Source organism: Streptomyces boluensis, from assembly GCF_009908195.1.
Classification (GTDB): Bacteria; Actinomycetota; Actinomycetes; order Streptomycetales; family Streptomycetaceae; genus Streptomyces; species Streptomyces boluensis.
Map to the genome: position 1 here is coordinate 1 of NZ_JAAAHS010000161.1, position 15,835 is coordinate 15,835.

Annotated in this window: 15 protein-coding genes; 5 read left to right on the forward strand and 10 right to left on the reverse strand. The window is 70.0% G+C overall.

Annotated features, from left to right (window positions below; all coding sequences use genetic code 11):
- Nucleotides 1–78 precede the first annotated feature (78 nt).
- The 4 genes from GUY60_RS20285 to GUY60_RS20300 form a co-directional block, all read right to left on the reverse strand.
- On the reverse strand, nucleotides 79–1,203 hold the full coding sequence (locus tag GUY60_RS20285) for a GuaB3 family IMP dehydrogenase-related protein (protein WP_161699866.1): 1,125 nt from the start codon (nucleotides 1,201–1,203) through the stop codon (nucleotides 79–81).
- Between the two features lie 118 nt (nucleotides 1,204–1,321).
- Nucleotides 1,322–2,824 (reverse strand): IMP dehydrogenase, encoded by a 1,503-nt coding sequence (gene guaB / locus GUY60_RS20290; protein WP_161699868.1) that lies wholly within the window; start codon nucleotides 2,822–2,824, stop codon nucleotides 1,322–1,324.
- Between the two features lie 169 nt (nucleotides 2,825–2,993).
- Nucleotides 2,994–3,581, reverse strand: coding sequence for a sigma-70 family RNA polymerase sigma factor (locus tag GUY60_RS20295; protein ID WP_281368526.1), 588 nt, complete (start codon nucleotides 3,579–3,581; stop codon nucleotides 2,994–2,996).
- A gap of 310 nt (nucleotides 3,582–3,891) precedes the next feature.
- Complete coding sequence (locus tag GUY60_RS20300) at nucleotides 3,892–4,503, reverse strand: response regulator transcription factor (RefSeq protein WP_003948568.1); 612 nt, start codon at nucleotides 4,501–4,503, stop codon at nucleotides 3,892–3,894.
- A 385-nt stretch (nucleotides 4,504–4,888) separates the two neighbouring features.
- Between GUY60_RS20300 and GUY60_RS20305 the strand changes: the two genes are divergently transcribed.
- Nucleotides 4,889–5,218 carry a WhiB family transcriptional regulator gene (locus GUY60_RS20305; RefSeq protein WP_161699872.1) on the forward strand — a complete coding sequence of 110 codons (330 nt, stop codon included), beginning with the start codon at nucleotides 4,889–4,891 and terminating at the stop codon, nucleotides 5,216–5,218.
- A gap of 91 nt (nucleotides 5,219–5,309) precedes the next feature.
- On the opposite strand, the gene GUY60_RS20310 is transcribed toward GUY60_RS20305, so the two are convergent.
- Nucleotides 5,310–6,206: a LysR family transcriptional regulator gene (locus GUY60_RS20310; RefSeq protein WP_161699874.1), complete on the reverse strand. Its 897-nt coding sequence runs from the start codon at nucleotides 6,204–6,206 to the stop codon at nucleotides 5,310–5,312.
- 80 nt (nucleotides 6,207–6,286) lie between these two features.
- Here GUY60_RS20310 and GUY60_RS20315 point away from each other — a divergent pair, with 80 nt between their 5' ends.
- The 3 genes from GUY60_RS20315 to GUY60_RS20325 all read left to right on the forward strand — a co-directional run bounded on the left by GUY60_RS20315 (nucleotide 6,287) and on the right by GUY60_RS20325 (nucleotide 8,899).
- Nucleotides 6,287–6,961: an MOSC domain-containing protein gene (locus tag GUY60_RS20315; RefSeq protein ID WP_161699875.1), complete on the forward strand. Its 675-nt coding sequence runs from the start codon at nucleotides 6,287–6,289 to the stop codon at nucleotides 6,959–6,961.
- 379 nt (nucleotides 6,962–7,340) lie between these two features.
- Nucleotides 7,341–8,114 (forward strand): SDR family NAD(P)-dependent oxidoreductase, encoded by a 774-nt coding sequence (locus tag GUY60_RS20320; RefSeq protein WP_161699877.1) that lies wholly within the window; start codon nucleotides 7,341–7,343, stop codon nucleotides 8,112–8,114.
- Between the two features lie 77 nt (nucleotides 8,115–8,191).
- A complete protein-coding gene (locus GUY60_RS20325; protein WP_161699879.1) occupies nucleotides 8,192–8,899 on the forward strand; it encodes an ester cyclase in 708 nt (235 codons plus the stop codon).
- A 269-nt stretch (nucleotides 8,900–9,168) separates the two neighbouring features.
- On the opposite strand, the gene groL is transcribed toward GUY60_RS20325, so the two are convergent.
- The 4 genes from groL to GUY60_RS20345 form a co-directional block, all read right to left on the reverse strand.
- Complete coding sequence (gene groL / locus GUY60_RS20330) at nucleotides 9,169–10,794, reverse strand: chaperonin GroEL (RefSeq protein ID WP_161699881.1); 1,626 nt, start codon at nucleotides 10,792–10,794, stop codon at nucleotides 9,169–9,171.
- 102 nt (nucleotides 10,795–10,896) lie between these two features.
- The gene (gene groES, locus GUY60_RS20335) at nucleotides 10,897–11,205 is read right to left on the reverse strand and encodes a co-chaperone GroES (protein WP_010471835.1); all 309 of its coding nucleotides are present in this window, start codon (nucleotides 11,203–11,205) and stop codon (nucleotides 10,897–10,899) included.
- Between the two features lie 259 nt (nucleotides 11,206–11,464).
- Nucleotides 11,465–12,283, reverse strand: a complete 819-nt coding sequence (locus GUY60_RS20340; RefSeq protein ID WP_161699883.1) for a polysaccharide deacetylase family protein — start codon at nucleotides 12,281–12,283, stop codon at nucleotides 11,465–11,467.
- A 25-nt stretch (nucleotides 12,284–12,308) separates the two neighbouring features.
- Nucleotides 12,309–13,217 carry a polysaccharide deacetylase family protein gene (locus GUY60_RS20345; protein WP_161699885.1) on the reverse strand — a complete coding sequence of 303 codons (909 nt, stop codon included), beginning with the start codon at nucleotides 13,215–13,217 and terminating at the stop codon, nucleotides 12,309–12,311.
- A gap of 140 nt (nucleotides 13,218–13,357) precedes the next feature.
- Here GUY60_RS20345 and GUY60_RS20350 point away from each other — a divergent pair, with 140 nt between their 5' ends.
- Nucleotides 13,358–14,575: a THUMP-like domain-containing protein gene (locus tag GUY60_RS20350; RefSeq protein ID WP_312866363.1), complete on the forward strand. Its 1,218-nt coding sequence runs from the start codon at nucleotides 13,358–13,360 to the stop codon at nucleotides 14,573–14,575.
- Here GUY60_RS20350 and GUY60_RS20355 read toward each other — a convergent pair.
- Nucleotides 14,547–15,800: an RNA polymerase sigma factor gene (locus GUY60_RS20355; RefSeq protein ID WP_161699887.1), complete on the reverse strand. Its 1,254-nt coding sequence runs from the start codon at nucleotides 15,798–15,800 to the stop codon at nucleotides 14,547–14,549. The two genes, GUY60_RS20350 and GUY60_RS20355, sit on opposite strands and share 29 nt — an antisense overlap.
- Between the last annotated feature and the right edge of the window lie 35 nt (nucleotides 15,801–15,835).

A 15,835-nucleotide genomic window follows, 5' to 3' on the forward strand; every position in this document is an offset into this window, starting at 1 on the left:
GGGCCGTACCGCGCGACGCGGTACGGCCCCTCTCTATGTGCCTGTTTACAGCTGCATATGGCTGCTGACGGCAGCGGCTCAGCGGCGGTGCACCGAGTCCGCGACCGTCACCTCGACCCGCTGGAACTCCTTGAGCTCGCTGTAACCGGTCGTCGCCATCGAACGCCGCAGGGCGCCGAAGAAGTTCATCGACCCGTCGGGCGAGTGCGAGGGACCGGTGAGAATCTCCTCGGTCGTGCCGACCGTGCCCAGGTGGACCTTCTTGCCGCGCGGCACGTCCTCGTGGACGGCCTCCATGCCCCAGTGGTGGCCCTTGCCGGGCGCGTCCGTGGCGCGGGCCAGCGGGGAGCCCATCATCACCGAGTCGGCACCGCACGCGATGGCCTTGGGCAGGTCGCCGGACCAGCCCACACCACCGTCGGCGATGACGTGCACGTACCGGCCACCGGACTCGTCCATGTAGTCCCGGCGGGCCGCGGCGACGTCAGCGACGGCGGTCGCCATCGGCACCTGGATGCCGAGGACGTTACGCGTGGTGTGCGCGGCGCCACCGCCGAAGCCGACGAGCACACCGGCGGCACCGGTACGCATCAGGTGCAGCGCCGCCGTATACGTGGCGCAGCCGCCGACGATCACCGGCACGTCCAGCTCGTAGATGAACTGCTTCAGGTTCAGCGGCTCGGCGGCGCCCGACACGTGTTCGGCCGACACCGTCGTACCGCGGATCACGAAGATGTCGACGCCCGCGTCCACGACGGCCTTGGAGAACTGCGCGGTGCGCTGCGGCGACAGGGCGGCGGCGGTGACGACACCCGAGTCGCGCACCTCCTTGATGCGCTGGCCGATCAGCTCTTCCTTGATCGGCGCCGCGTAGATCTCCTGCAGGCGCCGGGTCGCGGTCTCCGGGTCGAGCTCGGCGATCTCGTCGAGCAGCGGCTGCGGGTCCTCGTGCCGGGTCCACAGCCCCTCGAGGTTGAGCACGCCGAGGCCGCCCAGCTCTCCGATCCGGATCGCCGTCTGCGGCGAGACCACGGAGTCCATGGGGGCCGCGAGGAACGGCAGTTCAAAGCGGTAGGCGTCGATCTGCCATGCGATCGAGACCTCCTTCGGGTCCCGCGTACGGCGGCTCGGCACGATGGCGATGTCGTCGAACGCGTACGCCCTGCGGCCGCGCTTGCCGCGCCCGATCTCGATCTCAGTCACGTTCTGTGGCCTTTCCACTCTCCGGTCTGCGTCTTCCAGTATCCCCGACGCACATGCCGAGGCCCGCGGGCGTAGTACCCACGGGCCTCAGAGTGTGCTCCCGGTACGTGCCCGCAGGTCAGCGGCGCGCGTAGTTGGGGGCCTCGACGGTCATCGAGATGTCGTGCGGGTGGCTCTCCTTGAGCCCGGCCGAGGTGATCCGGACGAACCGGCCCTTGGCCTTGAGCTCGGGGATGTCGGCCGAGCCGACGTACCCCATGGAGGCGCGCAGTCCGCCGACCAGCTGGTGCGCGACCGAGGACAGCGGGCCACGGTACGGCACCTGGCCCTCGATGCCCTCGGGCACGAGCTTGTCCTCGGACAGGACGTTGTCCTGGAAGTAGCGGTCCTTGGAGAAGGACCGGGCCTGGCCGCGCGACTGCATGGCGCCGAGCGAGCCCATGCCGCGGTACGACTTGAACTGCTTGCCGTTGATGAACACCATCTCGCCCGGCGACTCCTCGCAGCCCGCGAGCAGCGAGCCGAGCATCACCGTGTCGGCGCCGGCGGCGATGGCCTTGGCGATGTCGCCGGAGTACTGCAGGCCGCCGTCTCCGATGAGCGGGACGCCCGCGTCGTGGCACGCCTTGGCGGCCTCGTAGATCGCGGTGACCTGCGGGACGCCGATTCCGGCCACTACGCGCGTGGTGCAGATCGAGCCGGGTCCGACACCGACCTTCACGCCGTCGACACCGGCGTCGATCAGGGCCTGGGCGCCTTCACGCGTGGCGACGTTACCGCCGACGATGTCGATGGTGATGTTGGTCTTCAGCTTGGCGATCATGTCGAGGATGCCGCGGCTGTGGCCGTGCGCGCTGTCCACGACGAGGAAGTCCGCACCGGCCTCCACAAGCGCCTGCGCGCGGTCGTACGCCTCATCGCCCACACCCACCGCCGCGCCGACGACCAGGCGACCCTCAGCGTCCTTCGCGGCGTTGGGGTACTTCTCGGCCTTCACGAAGTCCTTGACCGTGATGAGGCCCTTGAGGATGCCGCCGTCGTCGACGAGCGGCAGCTTCTCGATCTTGTGGCGGCGGAGGAGCTCCATGGCGTCCTCGCCGGAGATGCCGACCTTGCCGGTGACCAGCGGCATCGGCGTCATGACCTCGCGGACCTGGCGGGAGCGGTCCACCTCGAAGGCCATGTCGCGGTTGGTGACGATGCCGAGCAGCTTGCCCGCGCCGTCGGTGACCGGCACGCCGCTGATGCGGAACTTGGCGCACAGCGCGTCCGCGTCACGCAGCGTCGCGTCCGGCGAGACCGTGATCGGGTCGGTCACCATGCCGGACTCGGAGCGCTTGACCAGGTCGACCTGGTTGGCCTGGTCCTCGATGGACAGGTTGCGGTGCAGCACACCGGCGCCGCCCTGACGGGCCATGGCGATGGCCATACGGGCCTCGGTGACCTTGTCCATCGCGGCGGAGAGCAGCGGGATGTTCACCGAGACGTTGCGCGAGACGCGCGAGGCCGTGCTCACCTTGTTCGGCAGGACTTCGGAGGCGCCCGGCAGCAGCAGGACGTCGTCGTATGTCAGCCCGAGCATCGCGAATTTCTCGGGTGCTCCGTCGACGTTGTCACTCATGACACCTTCCCCAATGCTCTTGCCAGGCGCGGACCACCATGCTAACGGCCCGCGGGGGCGGTTCATTCCACGATCGCATCACAATGGACGACGATCGTTGTGTGTTCCTACGACCACGGGGACAGCGTCCTGCGCCGTCGCTCGCGTCGAAGTCAGGGGCCGGGCTGTCTCACTGCTCGGCGAGGGCGCGCAGCCGGCTCAGAGCGCGGTGCTGGGCGACTCGGACGGCGCCGGGTGACATCCCCAGCATCTGTCCGGTCTCCTCGGCGGTGAGGCCGACGGCGATCCGGAGCAGCAGCAGTTCGCGCTGGTTCTCCGGCAGGTTGGCGAGGAGCTTCTTCGCCCAGGCCGCGTCGCTGCTGAGCAGCGCCCGCTCCTCGGGGCCCAGGGAGTCGTCGGGCCGCTCGGGCATCTCGTCGGACGGCACGGCCGTGGAGCCCGGGTGGCGCATCGCGGCGCGCTGGAGATCGGCGACCTTGTGCCCGGCGATGGCGAAGACGAAGGCCTCGAAGGGGCGCCCTGTGTCGCGATAGCGGGGCAGCGCCAGGAGTACGGCTACGCACACTTCCTGGGCGAGGTCCTCCACGAAGTGCCGTGCGTCACCGGGAAGTCGGGACAGCCGGGTGCGGCAGTAGCGCAGCGCGAGCGGGTGCACGCGGGCCAGGAGGTCGTGCGTGGCCTGCTCGTCACCTTCGACGGCGCGGCGGACGAGAGCCCCGATGGCCCCTTGGGCGGCAGCAGCCTCGTCGTCACGCATCGGTCCATGGTGCCTTGGCGCCTGCCGATCCGTGGCACCGCGTCCGTAGTTGTGCACCGAAGCGTTATGAGCAGGTGCGCCGGAACTCATCTCCTGCGCCCTCCCCTCCCGCTCGATCGAATCGTCCCCAAGGAACTCCACACCTCAAGGATGCGGCATCGCGCAGAAAACCGTGGACGGAGCCGTCGGCACCGCCGGAACGGCCGACGCCGCCCGAGCCTTCCATGCTGTCTGACGTGCGTCGTCCCACCCGCGCTGAGGCGGGCGGGACACGCTGACGACGACACGGAACGCGCGCGGCGGCGCACTTTTAGCGGACCAGGCCCCAGCGGAAGCCGAGCGCCACCGCGTGCGCGCGGTCCGAGGCGCCGAGCTTCTTGAACAACCTGCGCGCGTGCGTCTTGACCGTGTCCTCGGAGAGGAACAGCTCGCGCCCGATCTCGGCGTTGGACCGGCCGTGACTCATTCCCTCGAGCACCTGGATCTCACGCGCGGTGAGCGTCGGTGCCGCCCCCATCTCGGCCGAGCGGAGCCGTCGCGGGGCGAGCCGCCACGTCGGGTCCGCGAGGGCCTGCGTGACCGTGGCCCGCAGCTCGGCGCGCGAGGCGTCCTTGTGCAGATAGCCGCGGGCACCCGCGGCGACCGCGAGCGCGACGCCGTCGAGATCCTCGGCGACGGTCAGCATGATGATCCGGGCACCGGGGTCTGCGGAGAGCAGTCGGCGTACGGTCTCGACGCCCCCCAGACCGGGCATGCGTACGTCCATCAGAATCAGGTCCGAGCGGTCGGCACCCCAGCGGCGGAGGACTTCCTCGCCGTTGGCCGCCGTCGTCACACGCTCTACGCCGGGCACGGTCGCAACCGCGCGACGGAGCGCCTCTCGGGCAAGCGGGGAGTCGTCGCAGACGAGGACGGATGTCATGAATGTCCCCCGCGGCTCTCACAGCTGCTGCGCGTCACCTTGAGCCTCCAGGCTGGTACGAATCGTCACCTGTGCGATTGACGCCCTCGGACACCTGCCCGAGCGCTCCCATTTTCAACCGCCTCGCACTCTCAACGACGGTCACTCGAAAGAGTTACGGGTCAGCGTGCCCTCTTCGGCACTCTACGTGAGGGGCCGAACACAGCACAGGTACTGCAGGTCACCGAAACATTGCCTTGAACTATGCCCCATTTAGCGGCTTTTCTTCCCTTTTCGTGGTGTCTGTGGCTAGATTCGCCATGAGTCATATTTTCATCTACTCCGACAGTAGATGTACGGTCATGGGTGCAGATTCCGCTCATCTCAGGTTGCAAGGGGACACGCAATGGCAGATTTCTCCCGCCTTCCCGGACCGAACGCCGATCTGTGGGACTGGCAGCTGCTGGCAGCCTGCCGCGGGGTGGACAGCTCGCTGTTCTTCCACCCGGAAGGCGAGCGGGGTGCCGCGCGAAGCGCTCGTGAGAACTCGGCCAAAGAGGTCTGCATGAGGTGCCCGGTGCGCGCGGAGTGCGCCGCGCACGCCCTCGCCGTACGAGAGCCGTACGGCGTATGGGGTGGACTCACCGAGGACGAACGCGAGGAACTCATGGGTCGAGCGCGCAACCGTCTGGTCACGGCCTCCGCGACGTCGGTCGCGGGTGGTTCGGGGCGCTGACTCCGGCCCCGAACACATACGAAGGAACGTTTCTGCACTTGCGCCGCCCGGCACCGCACGACGGGCGGCGCAGGTGTGTGCGGAGCGGAGGTCAGCGGCTCGCGGCCGCCGCGAGCTCGTCGAGGGTGGCCGCGACCGCGGGCACATTGGCCAGGTCGGGCAGGGTGAGGGCGACGATCTCGCGGCGCACGGCGGGTTCCACCGCCACCGCGCGGGCACCCTTGGGGCGCACCGACTCCAGCGCGAGCTCCGGCAGCACCGCGACGCCGAGCCCCGCTCCCACCAGGCTGATCACCGCCGGGTAGTCGTCCGTCGCGAAGTCGATACGCGGGGTGAAACCGGCTCCCTCGCAGACCTCCACGAGTTGGCGGCGGCAGCGCGGGCAGCCGGCGATCCACGGCTCGGCCGCGAGTTCCCCGATGGCGACCGAGGTCGACTCGGCGAGGCGGTGACCCTCCGGGACCAGGCCGACGAGGCGGTCGGCGAAGAGCGGCCGTAGGACCAGGTCGCTCCAGTCCTCCGTGGCGTGCGCGCCGTCGTAGCGGAAGGCGAGGGCCACGTCGCAGTCGCCCTCCCGGAGCATCTCCACCGAACGCGGCGGTTCGGCGTCCACGAGGGAGACGCGGGTGCCGGGGTGGGCGGCGCGCAGGGCGGCGAGTGCGGTGGGGACGAGCGTGGAGCTGCCGCTGGGGAAGGAGACGAGGCGGACCCGGCCGGCCCGCAGGCCCGCGATGGCAGCGACCTCCTCCTCGGCGGCGGTCAGGCCCGCGAGGATGCCCGCGGCGTGCCGGACCAGGGCCTCGCCCGCTTGGGTCAGGCGCATTTCGCGGCCCGCGCGGATGAGCAGCGGGGTGCCGGTGGACTGTTCGAGCGCCTTCATCTGCTGGCTGACGGCCGGCTGTGTGCAGCCGAGCTCGCGGGCTGCCGCTGAGAAGGAGCCGGTCGCGGCGACGGCGCGGAGCACACGGAGATGGCGGGCCTCGATCATCCATCGAGCATAAGTCACGCTTGGAGAGATAGGCGAATATTGCGTCGACGCTTTGGCTTTCTGTCGCCTAGCGTGCGGGCATGCAGCTTCTTTCGGTAAACGTGGGACGGCTCAAGTCCGTCGAATACACCGACGCCCCGTCGGGCGGCACCGGGATCGACAAGCAGCCCGCCGAAGGGCCGGTGCGGGTGGTCGCGCCCGGCCCGAAGGGCAGTGCCGGCAGCGGGCTCGCCGGTGATGTGATCGCCGACCTTCGCCATCACGGCGGTGACGACCAGGCGGTCTACGCCTTCGCCCGCGAGGATCTGGACGCGTGGCAGGACGAGCTCGCACGGCCGCTCGCCGACGGCGCGTTCGGCGAGAACCTCACCACCTCCGGCGTGGACGTGAGCGGCGCGAAGATCGGCGAGCGCTGGCGGATCGGCTCCGACGTTCTGCTGGAGGTGACGTCCTCGCGGATTCCGTGCCGGACGTTCGCGGGGCACCTCGGGGAGAAGGGCTGGGTGCGGCGCTTCACGCAGAACGGCGCTCCCGGCGCGTATCTCCGCGTCGTCGAGCCGGGCGAGATCAGGGCCGGCGACACGATCGAGATCGTGCACACACCGGCTCACGAGGTGACCGTCGCCCTGCAGTTCAGGTCTGCCACCACCGAACGGGCGCTACTCCCCCGGCTGCTGGCCGCGGGGGACGCGCTGCATCCGGAGTCCGCTTCAGCCGCTCGGGCCTACGTGGAGAAGTACGGCAACCCCGAGTAACGGGCGGCCTGTTGGAGCGATCCCGTAGGGGGTGTGACGGGGTCGGTTCAGGGGTGTTCCTGATGCCTGGACGGGGTGTTCGCGGGGATCGTTGCAGGCATGGGGAAGACAGAGGGCGGGGCAAGGCGCGGGGCCGGCGGGCCCTCATCGACAACTTCCGCGGCAGCCGGCAACGGCCGTCACTTGAACTGGCAGCTGGACTGGGCGAGTTGGAGGTACCGGAGGAGAAGGAGGCGACAGGCCGTACACGGGCCACTGCTACCCGCGCCCTCGTGAAGACGCCGGATTGATGGGGCAGTTCGGCGTAGTGGAGAGAGGAGGAAAGGCCTCGGGTCCCACCGGGCACGGGCGGGAGGCCCATGGTCATTAGCCTTGGGCCATGACTACCGCTCTGATTACGGGATCGACCGCGGGCATCGGCGCCGCCTTCGCCCGCCGCCTCGCCGCCGACGGCCACAACCTCGTGCTCGTCGCGCGTGACCTCAAGCGACTCCAGGAGCAGGCCACCGAACTGCACGACCGGCACGGCATCGAGGCGGAGGTGCTCAGTGCCGACCTGGCCACGGAGGACGGCATCACGGCGGTCGAGCAGCGGCTCGGCGACCGGCGGAACCCGGTGGATCTGCTGATCAACAACGCCGGCTTCGGTAACAAGGGGCGCTATCTCGAGGTCCCCATGGCCGAGGAGTTGACGATGGTGAAGGTGCACATCGAGGCGGTGCTCCGGCTCACCTCGGCGGCGGTGGCCGGGATGCGGGAGCGCGGCCGGGGCGGTGTGGTGAACGTGGCATCGGTGGCGGCGTTCGTGCCGCGTGGGACGTACGGGGCGTCGAAGGCGTGGGTCGTGCAGTTCACGCAGGGGGCGGCGAAGGATCTGGCCGGGTCCGGGGTGCGGATGATGGCGCTGTGCCCGGGGTTCGTGCGTACGGAGTTCCATGAGCGGGCCGGGATGGGCACCGACAACATCCCCAAGTGGATGTGGCTGGACGCCGACAAGCTGGTGGCGGCGGCGCTGACGGATCTGGCGCGGGGCAAGTCGCTGTCGATCCCCGACCCGCGCTACAAGGCACTGATGGGAGTGGTGAAGCTGGCGCCGCGAGGGCTGCTCGGCGGGGTGACGGCGAAGACGGGGCGCAAGTACGGCCCGCAGTGAGAGCGCTGGCGCCGTCCCGGAGCGGTGGGAAAATGAACGTGTCCCACCTTTGACCAGGGGGGTTGGAAGGCGGCGTCATGACTTTCGTGCAGGTCATCGACTGTAGGACCAGTCGGTTCGACGAGATGAACCGACTCATGGACACCTGGGTCGAGCAGACCAAGGGCAAGCGGACCGCGACGCACAATCTGATCGGGAAGGACCGGTCCGACAACTCTCACTTCATCGAGATCGTGGAGTTCCCGTCGTACGAGGAAGCGATGCGGAACTCCAAGCTTCCCGAGACCGACCGGATCTTCCAGGAGATGGTGGCTCTCTGCGACGAGATGCCGACGTTCACGGACCTGGACATCGTCCGTGACGAGCAGTTGTACGCGGCCAATGTCCGCAGGCTGCTGGATGAGATCGGCAGCGCGGGCGAGCTGCCCCCGCTGAACGACCTGGTCGCGGAGAACTGCCACGACCACGATCCGGCGAACGAGCAGGACACCATCGGTCTGGACGCGATCCGGCGCGAGATGGAGATGTGGCGCGGCGCGTTCGACTTCGCGTTCACCGTCGAGGACCAGATCTCCGAGGGTGACCGGGTCTGCACACGCTGGACCTGGAACGCCACACAGAAGGGCGACTTCCTCGGCATCCCCTCGACCGGCAGGAAGGTCAGCATGACCGGGTGCACGGTCTTCCGGTGCCGCGAGGACGGGAAGATCGTCGAGAGCTGGTGGCAGTACGACCGGCTGGGGCTGATGTCCCAACTCGGCGCGCTCGACGCGCTGGAGACCTGACCCTGGCCGCACGCTGACCAGGCACCGACCGCGAGCAGCAAGGCGGCCAAGGTCCGACGGCCGTCGGACCCGCGCCAGGCGACAGCCCGGCCACAGCCCGGCACGCCAAACCCGGGCCACGCGCCGGGTCACCCGCCTGGGCCAGGCCACGCGCCGAGGCCGCGCACGACGAAGCCCGGTCCCGCGGTGGACGCGGGGCCGGGCTTCGTACGAACGGGCACTGGTGCTCAGGCGGGGAGCCGCCCGCGCACCGGGGCGCCGTCAGTCACTCAGTGGGAGTGGCCGTGCCCGTGGCCGCCGGCCTCGGGCTCCTCATCGGCCGGCTTCTCGACGACCAGGGTCTCGGTCGTGAGGAGCAGGGAGGCGATGGAGGCGGCGTTCTCCAGGGCGGAGCGGGTGACCTTGACCGGGTCGATGACGCCGGCCTTCACCAGGTCGCCGTACTCGCCGGTCGCGGCGTTGAAGCCCTCGCCCTTGCCGAGCTCGGCGACCTTGGAGGTGATGACGTAGCCCTCGAGGCCGGCGTTCTCGGCGATCCAGCGCAGCGGCTCGACGGCGGCGCGGCGGACGACGGCGACACCGGTGGCCTCGTCGCCCTCCTTGCCGAGGTTGCCCTCGAGGACCTTGACGGCGTGGACGAGCGCGGAGCCACCACCGGAGACGATGCCCTCCTCGACCGCGGCGCGGGTCGCGGAGATGGCGTCCTCCAGACGGTGCTTCTTCTCCTTGAGCTCGACCTCGGTCGCGGCGCCGACCTTGATCACGCAGACGCCACCGGCGAGCTTCGCCAGGCGCTCCTGCAGCTTCTCGCGGTCCCAGTCGGAGTCCGTGGACTCGATCTCGGCCTTGATCTGGTTGACGCGGCCCGTGACGTCCTCGGAGTTGCCGCCACCGTCGACGATGGTGGTGTCGTCCTTGGTGATGGTCACGCGGCGGGCGGTGCCCAGCACGTCCAGACCGGCCTGGTCGAGCTTGAGGCCGACCTCTTCGGCGATGACGGTCGCACCGGTGAGGGTGGCCATGTCGCCGAGCATCGCCTTGCGGCGGTCACCGAAGCCGGGGGCCTTCACGGCGACGGCGTTGAACGTGCCGCGGATCTTGTTCACGACCAGGGTCGACAGGGCCTCGCCCTCGACGTCCTCGGCGATGATCAGGAGCGGCTTGGAGCCACCGGCCTGGATGACCTTCTCCAGGAGCGGGAGCAGGTCCTGGATCGAGCCGATCTTGCCCTGGTGGATCAGGATGTACGGGTCGTCGAGGACGGCCTCCATACGCTCCTGGTCGGTGACGAAGTACGGGGACAGGTAGCCCTTGTCGAAGGCCATGCCCTCGGTGAAGTCCAGCTCCAGACCGAAGGTGTTGGACTCCTCGACGGTGATGACACCGTCCTTGCCGACCTTGTCCATCGCCTCGGCGATGAGCTCACCGATCTGCTTGTCCTGGGCGGACAGCGCGGCGACGGCGGCGATGTCCTCCTTGGAGTCGATCGGGCGGGCGGTGTCGAGCAGGTCGTCGGAGACGGCCTTGACGGCGGCGTCGATGCCCTTCTTCAGGGCGGCCGGGGAGGCACCCGCGGCGACGTTGCGCAGACCCTCGCGGACCAGGGCCTGGGCGAGCACGGTGGCGGTGGTGGTGCCGTCACCCGCGACGTCGTTGGTCTTGGTCGCCACCTCCTTCACCAGCTGGGCGCCGAGGTTCTCGTACGGGTCCTCGACCTCGACCTCGCGGGCGATGGTGACGCCGTCGTTGGTGATGGTGGGGGCGCCGAACTTCTTGTCGATGACGACGTTGCGGCCCTTGGGGCCGATCGTCACCTTGACCGTGTCGGCAAGCTTGTTGACGCCGCGCTCGAGGGCGCGACGGGCGTCCTCGTCGAACTTCAGGATCTTCGCCATGGAGCTGATTCAGTCCTCTCGAAAAACGAACTGCGCCCCCGACGCCCGGTTTCTTAGCGGTCGCGGGGGCCAGGGGCGCAGTTCAAAAGCAATACCGGTGAATTACTTCTCGACGATCGCGAGCACGTCGCGAGCCGAGAGGACGAGGTACTCCTCGCCGCTGTACTTCACCTCGGTGCCGCCGTACTTGCTGTACAGCACGATGTCGCCGGTCTTGACGTCGAGCGGCAGACGCTCGCCGTTCTCGAAACGACCCGGACCGACGGCGAGGACGACGCCCTCCTGGGGCTTCTCCTTCGCGGTGTCCGGGATGACCAGGCCAGAGGCGGTGGTCTGCTCGGCGTCGAGCGGCTGGACCACAATGCGGTCCTCGAGCGGCTTGATGGCAACCTTGGAGCTGGTGGTCGTCACGATCCGACCTCCCCCTTCGGAGATCACGGGGTTAACTGTCTGAGGTGGCGACCAGGTGGATCCGTCGTCGCGGGTGCCGGACCTGCCCGTCGCTGTGTTGGCACTCTCCAGTGGGGAGTGCCAGAGCCGAGACTATGACCGCGATTAGCACTCGGTCAAGCGGAGTGCCAATCGCGGCGCCCATCACGCCTACACAGCCCACTCCTCCCGGCACCCACCAAAGGCGTCGACCTCACGCACAAGGCGCAGCACAAGGCACTCAGAGATAGTCCTCCAGGCGCGCGACCGTGTACCCCTGGGCCTGGATCTTCCGCAGCATCCGCGCCGTCATCTCGGTGAGCGAGGCGCCCTTCAGTTCGGCCGGGCCACGGAAGTGGGCGAGGACGATGTCGCCGGGGCCGAGCCGGCTGCCGTCCGCGTACCGCAGGTCGTCGATCTGCATCGAAGCCCGCCACAGGACCATGGCGGAGAGGCCGCAGTCGGCGGCGGCGCGCAGTGTGTCGTCGTTGTACTCGCCGTACGGCGGCCGGAACAGCCGGGGCTGGGCGCCGAAGCGTTCCTTGAGCTTCTCCTGCTGGCCGCAGATCTCCCAGCGCTGCCCCTCGTACGAGAGTCCGGGCAGGTAGGGGTGGTCGAGGGTGTGGTTCTGGACGGTCGCGCCGACCGAACGCAGCTTGCCGAAGTGCGCGTAGCCGGGCCCGACCACACGATCCGTCAGGAACATGCTGACCGGCAGCTTCAGTTCCTTGACCATGCGGACGAACCGGGGGTCGCGTTCGGCCCCGTCGTCGAAGGTCAGGAAGACGACCTTGTCCTTGGTGGGGACGTGGTCGACCACCGCGGGCAGTCCGGGGCCCGCGGCCGCGAAGGGTTTCTTCGACGGTGGCTTCGGTGCGGGCGCGAGTGGCCGGTCCAGGCCCCAGCGGCGGGCGGTGGCCGTGCTCACCCGGCGTTCCTCGACCTTCTGCGCCGCCTTGCGGCCGAGCCGTTCGATCGGGTCGACCGACTGGGCGCAGCCGGTCAGCGCCAGCGCACCGGCTGCCAGCACCCCGGCGAGCAGCCGGTGCGCGCGCCTCACCGCCCGGCCCTCGGCAGCCCGGCGGTCACAGGTAGTCCTCGAGACGGGCGATCGAGTACCCCTTGTCCGTCACCGTCTTGAGCAGGCGCCGGATCATGTCGGGCATGGTGCCCTTCCAGTCCTCCTTGCCGCGGAAGTGGGTGAGGATGATGTCGCCGGGGTGCAGGTCGCGGTCCCACTCGCGCCAGTCCATGCGGTCGGCGAAGGCCTCGGCGTTCCACAGCGGTACGGCCTTGACGCCGCAGGCCTTGGCGGCCTTGAGGGTGTCGCGGTTGTAGTTGCCGTAGGGCGGGCGGAAGAGTTCGGGCCGCTTGCCGTACTGCTTCTGGATCACGTCCTGCATGCCGCAGATCTCGCGCTTCTGCTGGGCGTAGGAGAGTCCTGGCATGTAGCGGTGGGTGAGGGTGTGGTTGTTCAGTCCCACGCCGCGGGCCTGCATCTTCTTGAAGTAGCCGTAGTTCCCCTTGACCAGGTAGTTGCTGAGGAACGCGGTGTACGGGATCTTCAGTTCGCTCATCATCTTGAGGAACTCGGGATCCTTCTCGGCGCCGTCGTCGATGGTGAGGAAGACGACCTTGTCCTTGGTGGGGACGGTGGTGAAGACCGGTGGCAGGTTCTTCTGTCCGGCCACCTCGAAACCCTTACGGGTATTGATGCGTTTCTTGTCGGCGCCGGTCGGCGGCTTGGGCGGGACCAGCGGCATCTTCGCGACCTTCCAGCGCTTGACCGCCGCGACCATGGCCACATGGGCGGCGGCCCGCTTCTTGGCCTGGTCGGCATGCTGCTGACCATGGGCGGGCTGTACGGGCGCCTGCTGCCCTCCCCCGCCCGCGCAACCGGAGGCCAGGGCGGAGGCGGTGACCACGGCGATGCCCACCCTGATCCGTGTGGCCCTGTTTCTGACGAACTTTTCGTTTTGTCGTACTAGTTGCATGGCGCCGGATCCTGTCAGCGCGGATCCGCCCGACTCCGCCGACACCGCCGCCGGACCCGCACGATCCACCGCTTGGCCGACACCGGGCCGACACCGGGCCGCCCCGGCGCCCGCCCCGCGCCCTGACCGACAATGGGCCGGTGAACGATCTGGACCCGCTCGCCGCATTCGAAGCCCTGCTCACCGACGAAGGGCGCGCGCTGCTCGACGCGTTGCGCGACCACGACCCCGCGCAGGAACTCGCCCTCGCCACCCGGCTGCGCCGCGACCACCCGGCGGCCCTCGTCTCGGCCGCGCTCGGCCAGGCGCGGCTGCGGCAGCGGGCGGTCGCCAAGTTCGGGGCCGAGGACGCGCGCCGGATGTACTTCACGCCGGACGGCGTGGAGCAGGCGACCCGTACCAGCGTGGCCACGTACCGCGCGGAGCGGTTCAAGGCGCTCGGCGTGCGGACGGTGGCCGATCTGTGCGGCGGGATCGGCGGCGACGCCATCGCGCTCGCCCGCGCGGGCCTCTCCGTGCTCGCCGTCGACCGCTCCCCGCTGACCTGCGCGGTGGCCCGCGCGAACGCGGCGGCGCTCGGGCTCGACGCGCTGATCGAGGTGCGCTGCGCGGATGTCACCAAGGTGGACACGGCCGGGTACGACGCGGTCTTCGTGGACCCCGCGCGGCGCGGCGGACGCGGCCGTATCTTCGACCCCGAGGCGTACTCGCCGCCGCTGTCCTGGGCGATCGAGGCGGCCCGCCGGGCCCCGCACGCCGCCCTGAAGATCGCCCCCGGCGTACCGCACGAGGCGGTCCCGGAGGACGCCGAGGCGGAGTGGATCTCGGACGGCGGCGATGTGAAGGAGGCCGTGCTGTGGTTCGGCGCGGGCATCGTGCCCGGCGCCTTCGCCGCGACCCTGCTGCCCGCCGGCCACACGCTGCGCATCCCGCCGGAGGCTTTCCTTCCGGACCCGGAGCCGCGCCCCGTGGGCCGTTTCCTCTACGAGCCGGACGGCGCCGTCATCCGCGCCCACCTGGTCGCCGAGGTGGCGCGGGAGGTCGACGGCGGGCTGATCGACCCGATGATCGCGTACGTCACGAGCGACACGGAGTACGCGACCGGGTTCGCCACCGCGTACGAGATCACCGATCAACTCCCGTTCAACGTGAAGAAGTTGAGGGCACTGCTGCGTGAGCGCCAGGTCGGTGTGCTGACCGTCAAGAAGCGCGGCTCGGGCGTCGAGCCGGAGGAGCTGCGCCGCAAGATGAAGCTGTCCGGGCCGAACGCGGCGACGGTGTTCCTCACCCGGGTCATGGACGCGCCCACGATGCTGGTCGGGCGCCCCGTCAGCTCCCCTGCTCCGCGGCCCGCTTGAGCAGCAGCTCACGCTCGCGCGCGTTCTGGGCGAGCGCCGCCGCGCGCTCGAACTCCGCGCGCGCCTCCGCCCCGCGCCCGAGCCGGGCGAGCAGGTCGCCGCGGACGCTGGGCAGCAGGTGGTACTCCCTGAGGCCGGCCGCCTCGGCGAGCGCGTCGACCAGGCCGAGGGCCGGCTCGGGACCGTGCGCCATGGACACGGCCACCGCCCGGTTGAGCTCCACGACCGGCGACCCGGTGCGGGCGACGAGCAGGTCGTAGAGCGCGACGATCTGCGCCCAGTCGGTGTCCTCGTACGTGTGCGCCTCCGCGTGACAGCCCGCGACGGCGGCCTGCAGGGTGTACGGGCCGGGGGCGCCGCCGCAGGCGTGGGCGCGGGCGAGGGCGGCCATGCCGCGGCGGATCAGGAGCCGGTTCCAGCGGGTGCGGTTCTGCTCGGCGAGGAGCACGGGCTCGCCGTCGGCGCCGGTGCGGGCCGCCGTCCGTGACTGCTGGAACTCCAACAGCGCGGCCAGGCCGTGCACTTCGGCCTCCTTGGGCATCAGCCCCTGGAGCACCCGGGCGAGCCGCAGCGCGTCCTCGCAGAGCGCGGGGCGCAGCCAGTCGTCGCCCGCGGTGGCGACGTACCCCTCGTTGAAGATCAGGTAGATCACTTCGAGTACGGAGCCGAGCCGGGCCTCGCGGTCGGGGCCGTACGGCACCTCGAAGGCGACGCCCTTCTTGGCGAGGGTGCGCTTGGCGCGGACGATGCGCTGGGCGAGGGTCCCCTCCGGGGCGAGGAAGGCGCGGGCGATCTCCGGGGTGCTCAGACCGCCGAGCAGCTTCAGGGTGAGCGCGATCCGGGCCTCGGCGGAGAGCACGGGGTGGCAGGAGATGAAGACGAGCCGCAGCAGGTCGTCGTCGATGTCCTCCGGGTCGGCGGGCTCATCGACGGGCGGCGCCGCGGTCTCCAGGTCGCGGCCCATCTCGGCCAGCTTCTGCGCGTACCGCTCCTTGCGGCGCACCAGGTCGATGGCGCGACGCCGGGCGGCGGTCATCAGCCAGGCACCCGGGTTGTCGGGGACACCCCGCTCCGGCCACTGTTCGAGCGCGGCCACCAGGGCGTCCTGCGCGAGTTCCTCGGCTATGCCGACGTCCCGCACCACCCTGGTGACGGCCGCGATGATCCGGGGCGACTCGATCCGGAAGACCGCCTCGACGGTGCGGTGGAGAGCTGCCCCGTCCACGTCACCGCCCGGGGCGGCGGGACCGGGGGCGCCGG

What these genes read in the sequence shown, in the direction of transcription:
- GUY60_RS20315 (WP_161699875.1), top strand. Translation starts at nt 6,287, where the DNA reads ATGCAGCTTCTTTCGGTAAACGTGGGACGGCTCAAGTCCGTCGAATAC.
- GUY60_RS20295 (WP_281368526.1), bottom strand. Translation starts at nt 3,581, where the DNA reads ATGCGTGACGACGAGGCTGCTGCCGCCCAAGGGGCCATCGGGGCTCTC.
- GUY60_RS20300 (WP_003948568.1), bottom strand. Translation starts at nt 4,503, where the DNA reads ATGACATCCGTCCTCGTCTGCGACGACTCCCCGCTTGCCCGAGAGGCG.
- GUY60_RS20310 (WP_161699874.1), bottom strand. Translation starts at nt 6,206, where the DNA reads ATGATCGAGGCCCGCCATCTCCGTGTGCTCCGCGCCGTCGCCGCGACC.
- guaB (WP_161699868.1), bottom strand. Translation starts at nt 2,824, where the DNA reads ATGAGTGACAACGTCGACGGAGCACCCGAGAAATTCGCGATGCTCGGG.
- GUY60_RS20325 (WP_161699879.1), top strand. Translation starts at nt 8,192, where the DNA reads ATGACTTTCGTGCAGGTCATCGACTGTAGGACCAGTCGGTTCGACGAG.
- GUY60_RS20345 (WP_161699885.1), bottom strand. Translation starts at nt 13,217, where the DNA reads ATGCAACTAGTACGACAAAACGAAAAGTTCGTCAGAAACAGGGCCACA.
- GUY60_RS20320 (WP_161699877.1), top strand. Translation starts at nt 7,341, where the DNA reads ATGACTACCGCTCTGATTACGGGATCGACCGCGGGCATCGGCGCCGCC.
- groL (WP_161699881.1), bottom strand. Translation starts at nt 10,794, where the DNA reads ATGGCGAAGATCCTGAAGTTCGACGAGGACGCCCGTCGCGCCCTCGAG.
- GUY60_RS20305 (WP_161699872.1), top strand. Translation starts at nt 4,889, where the DNA reads ATGGCAGATTTCTCCCGCCTTCCCGGACCGAACGCCGATCTGTGGGAC.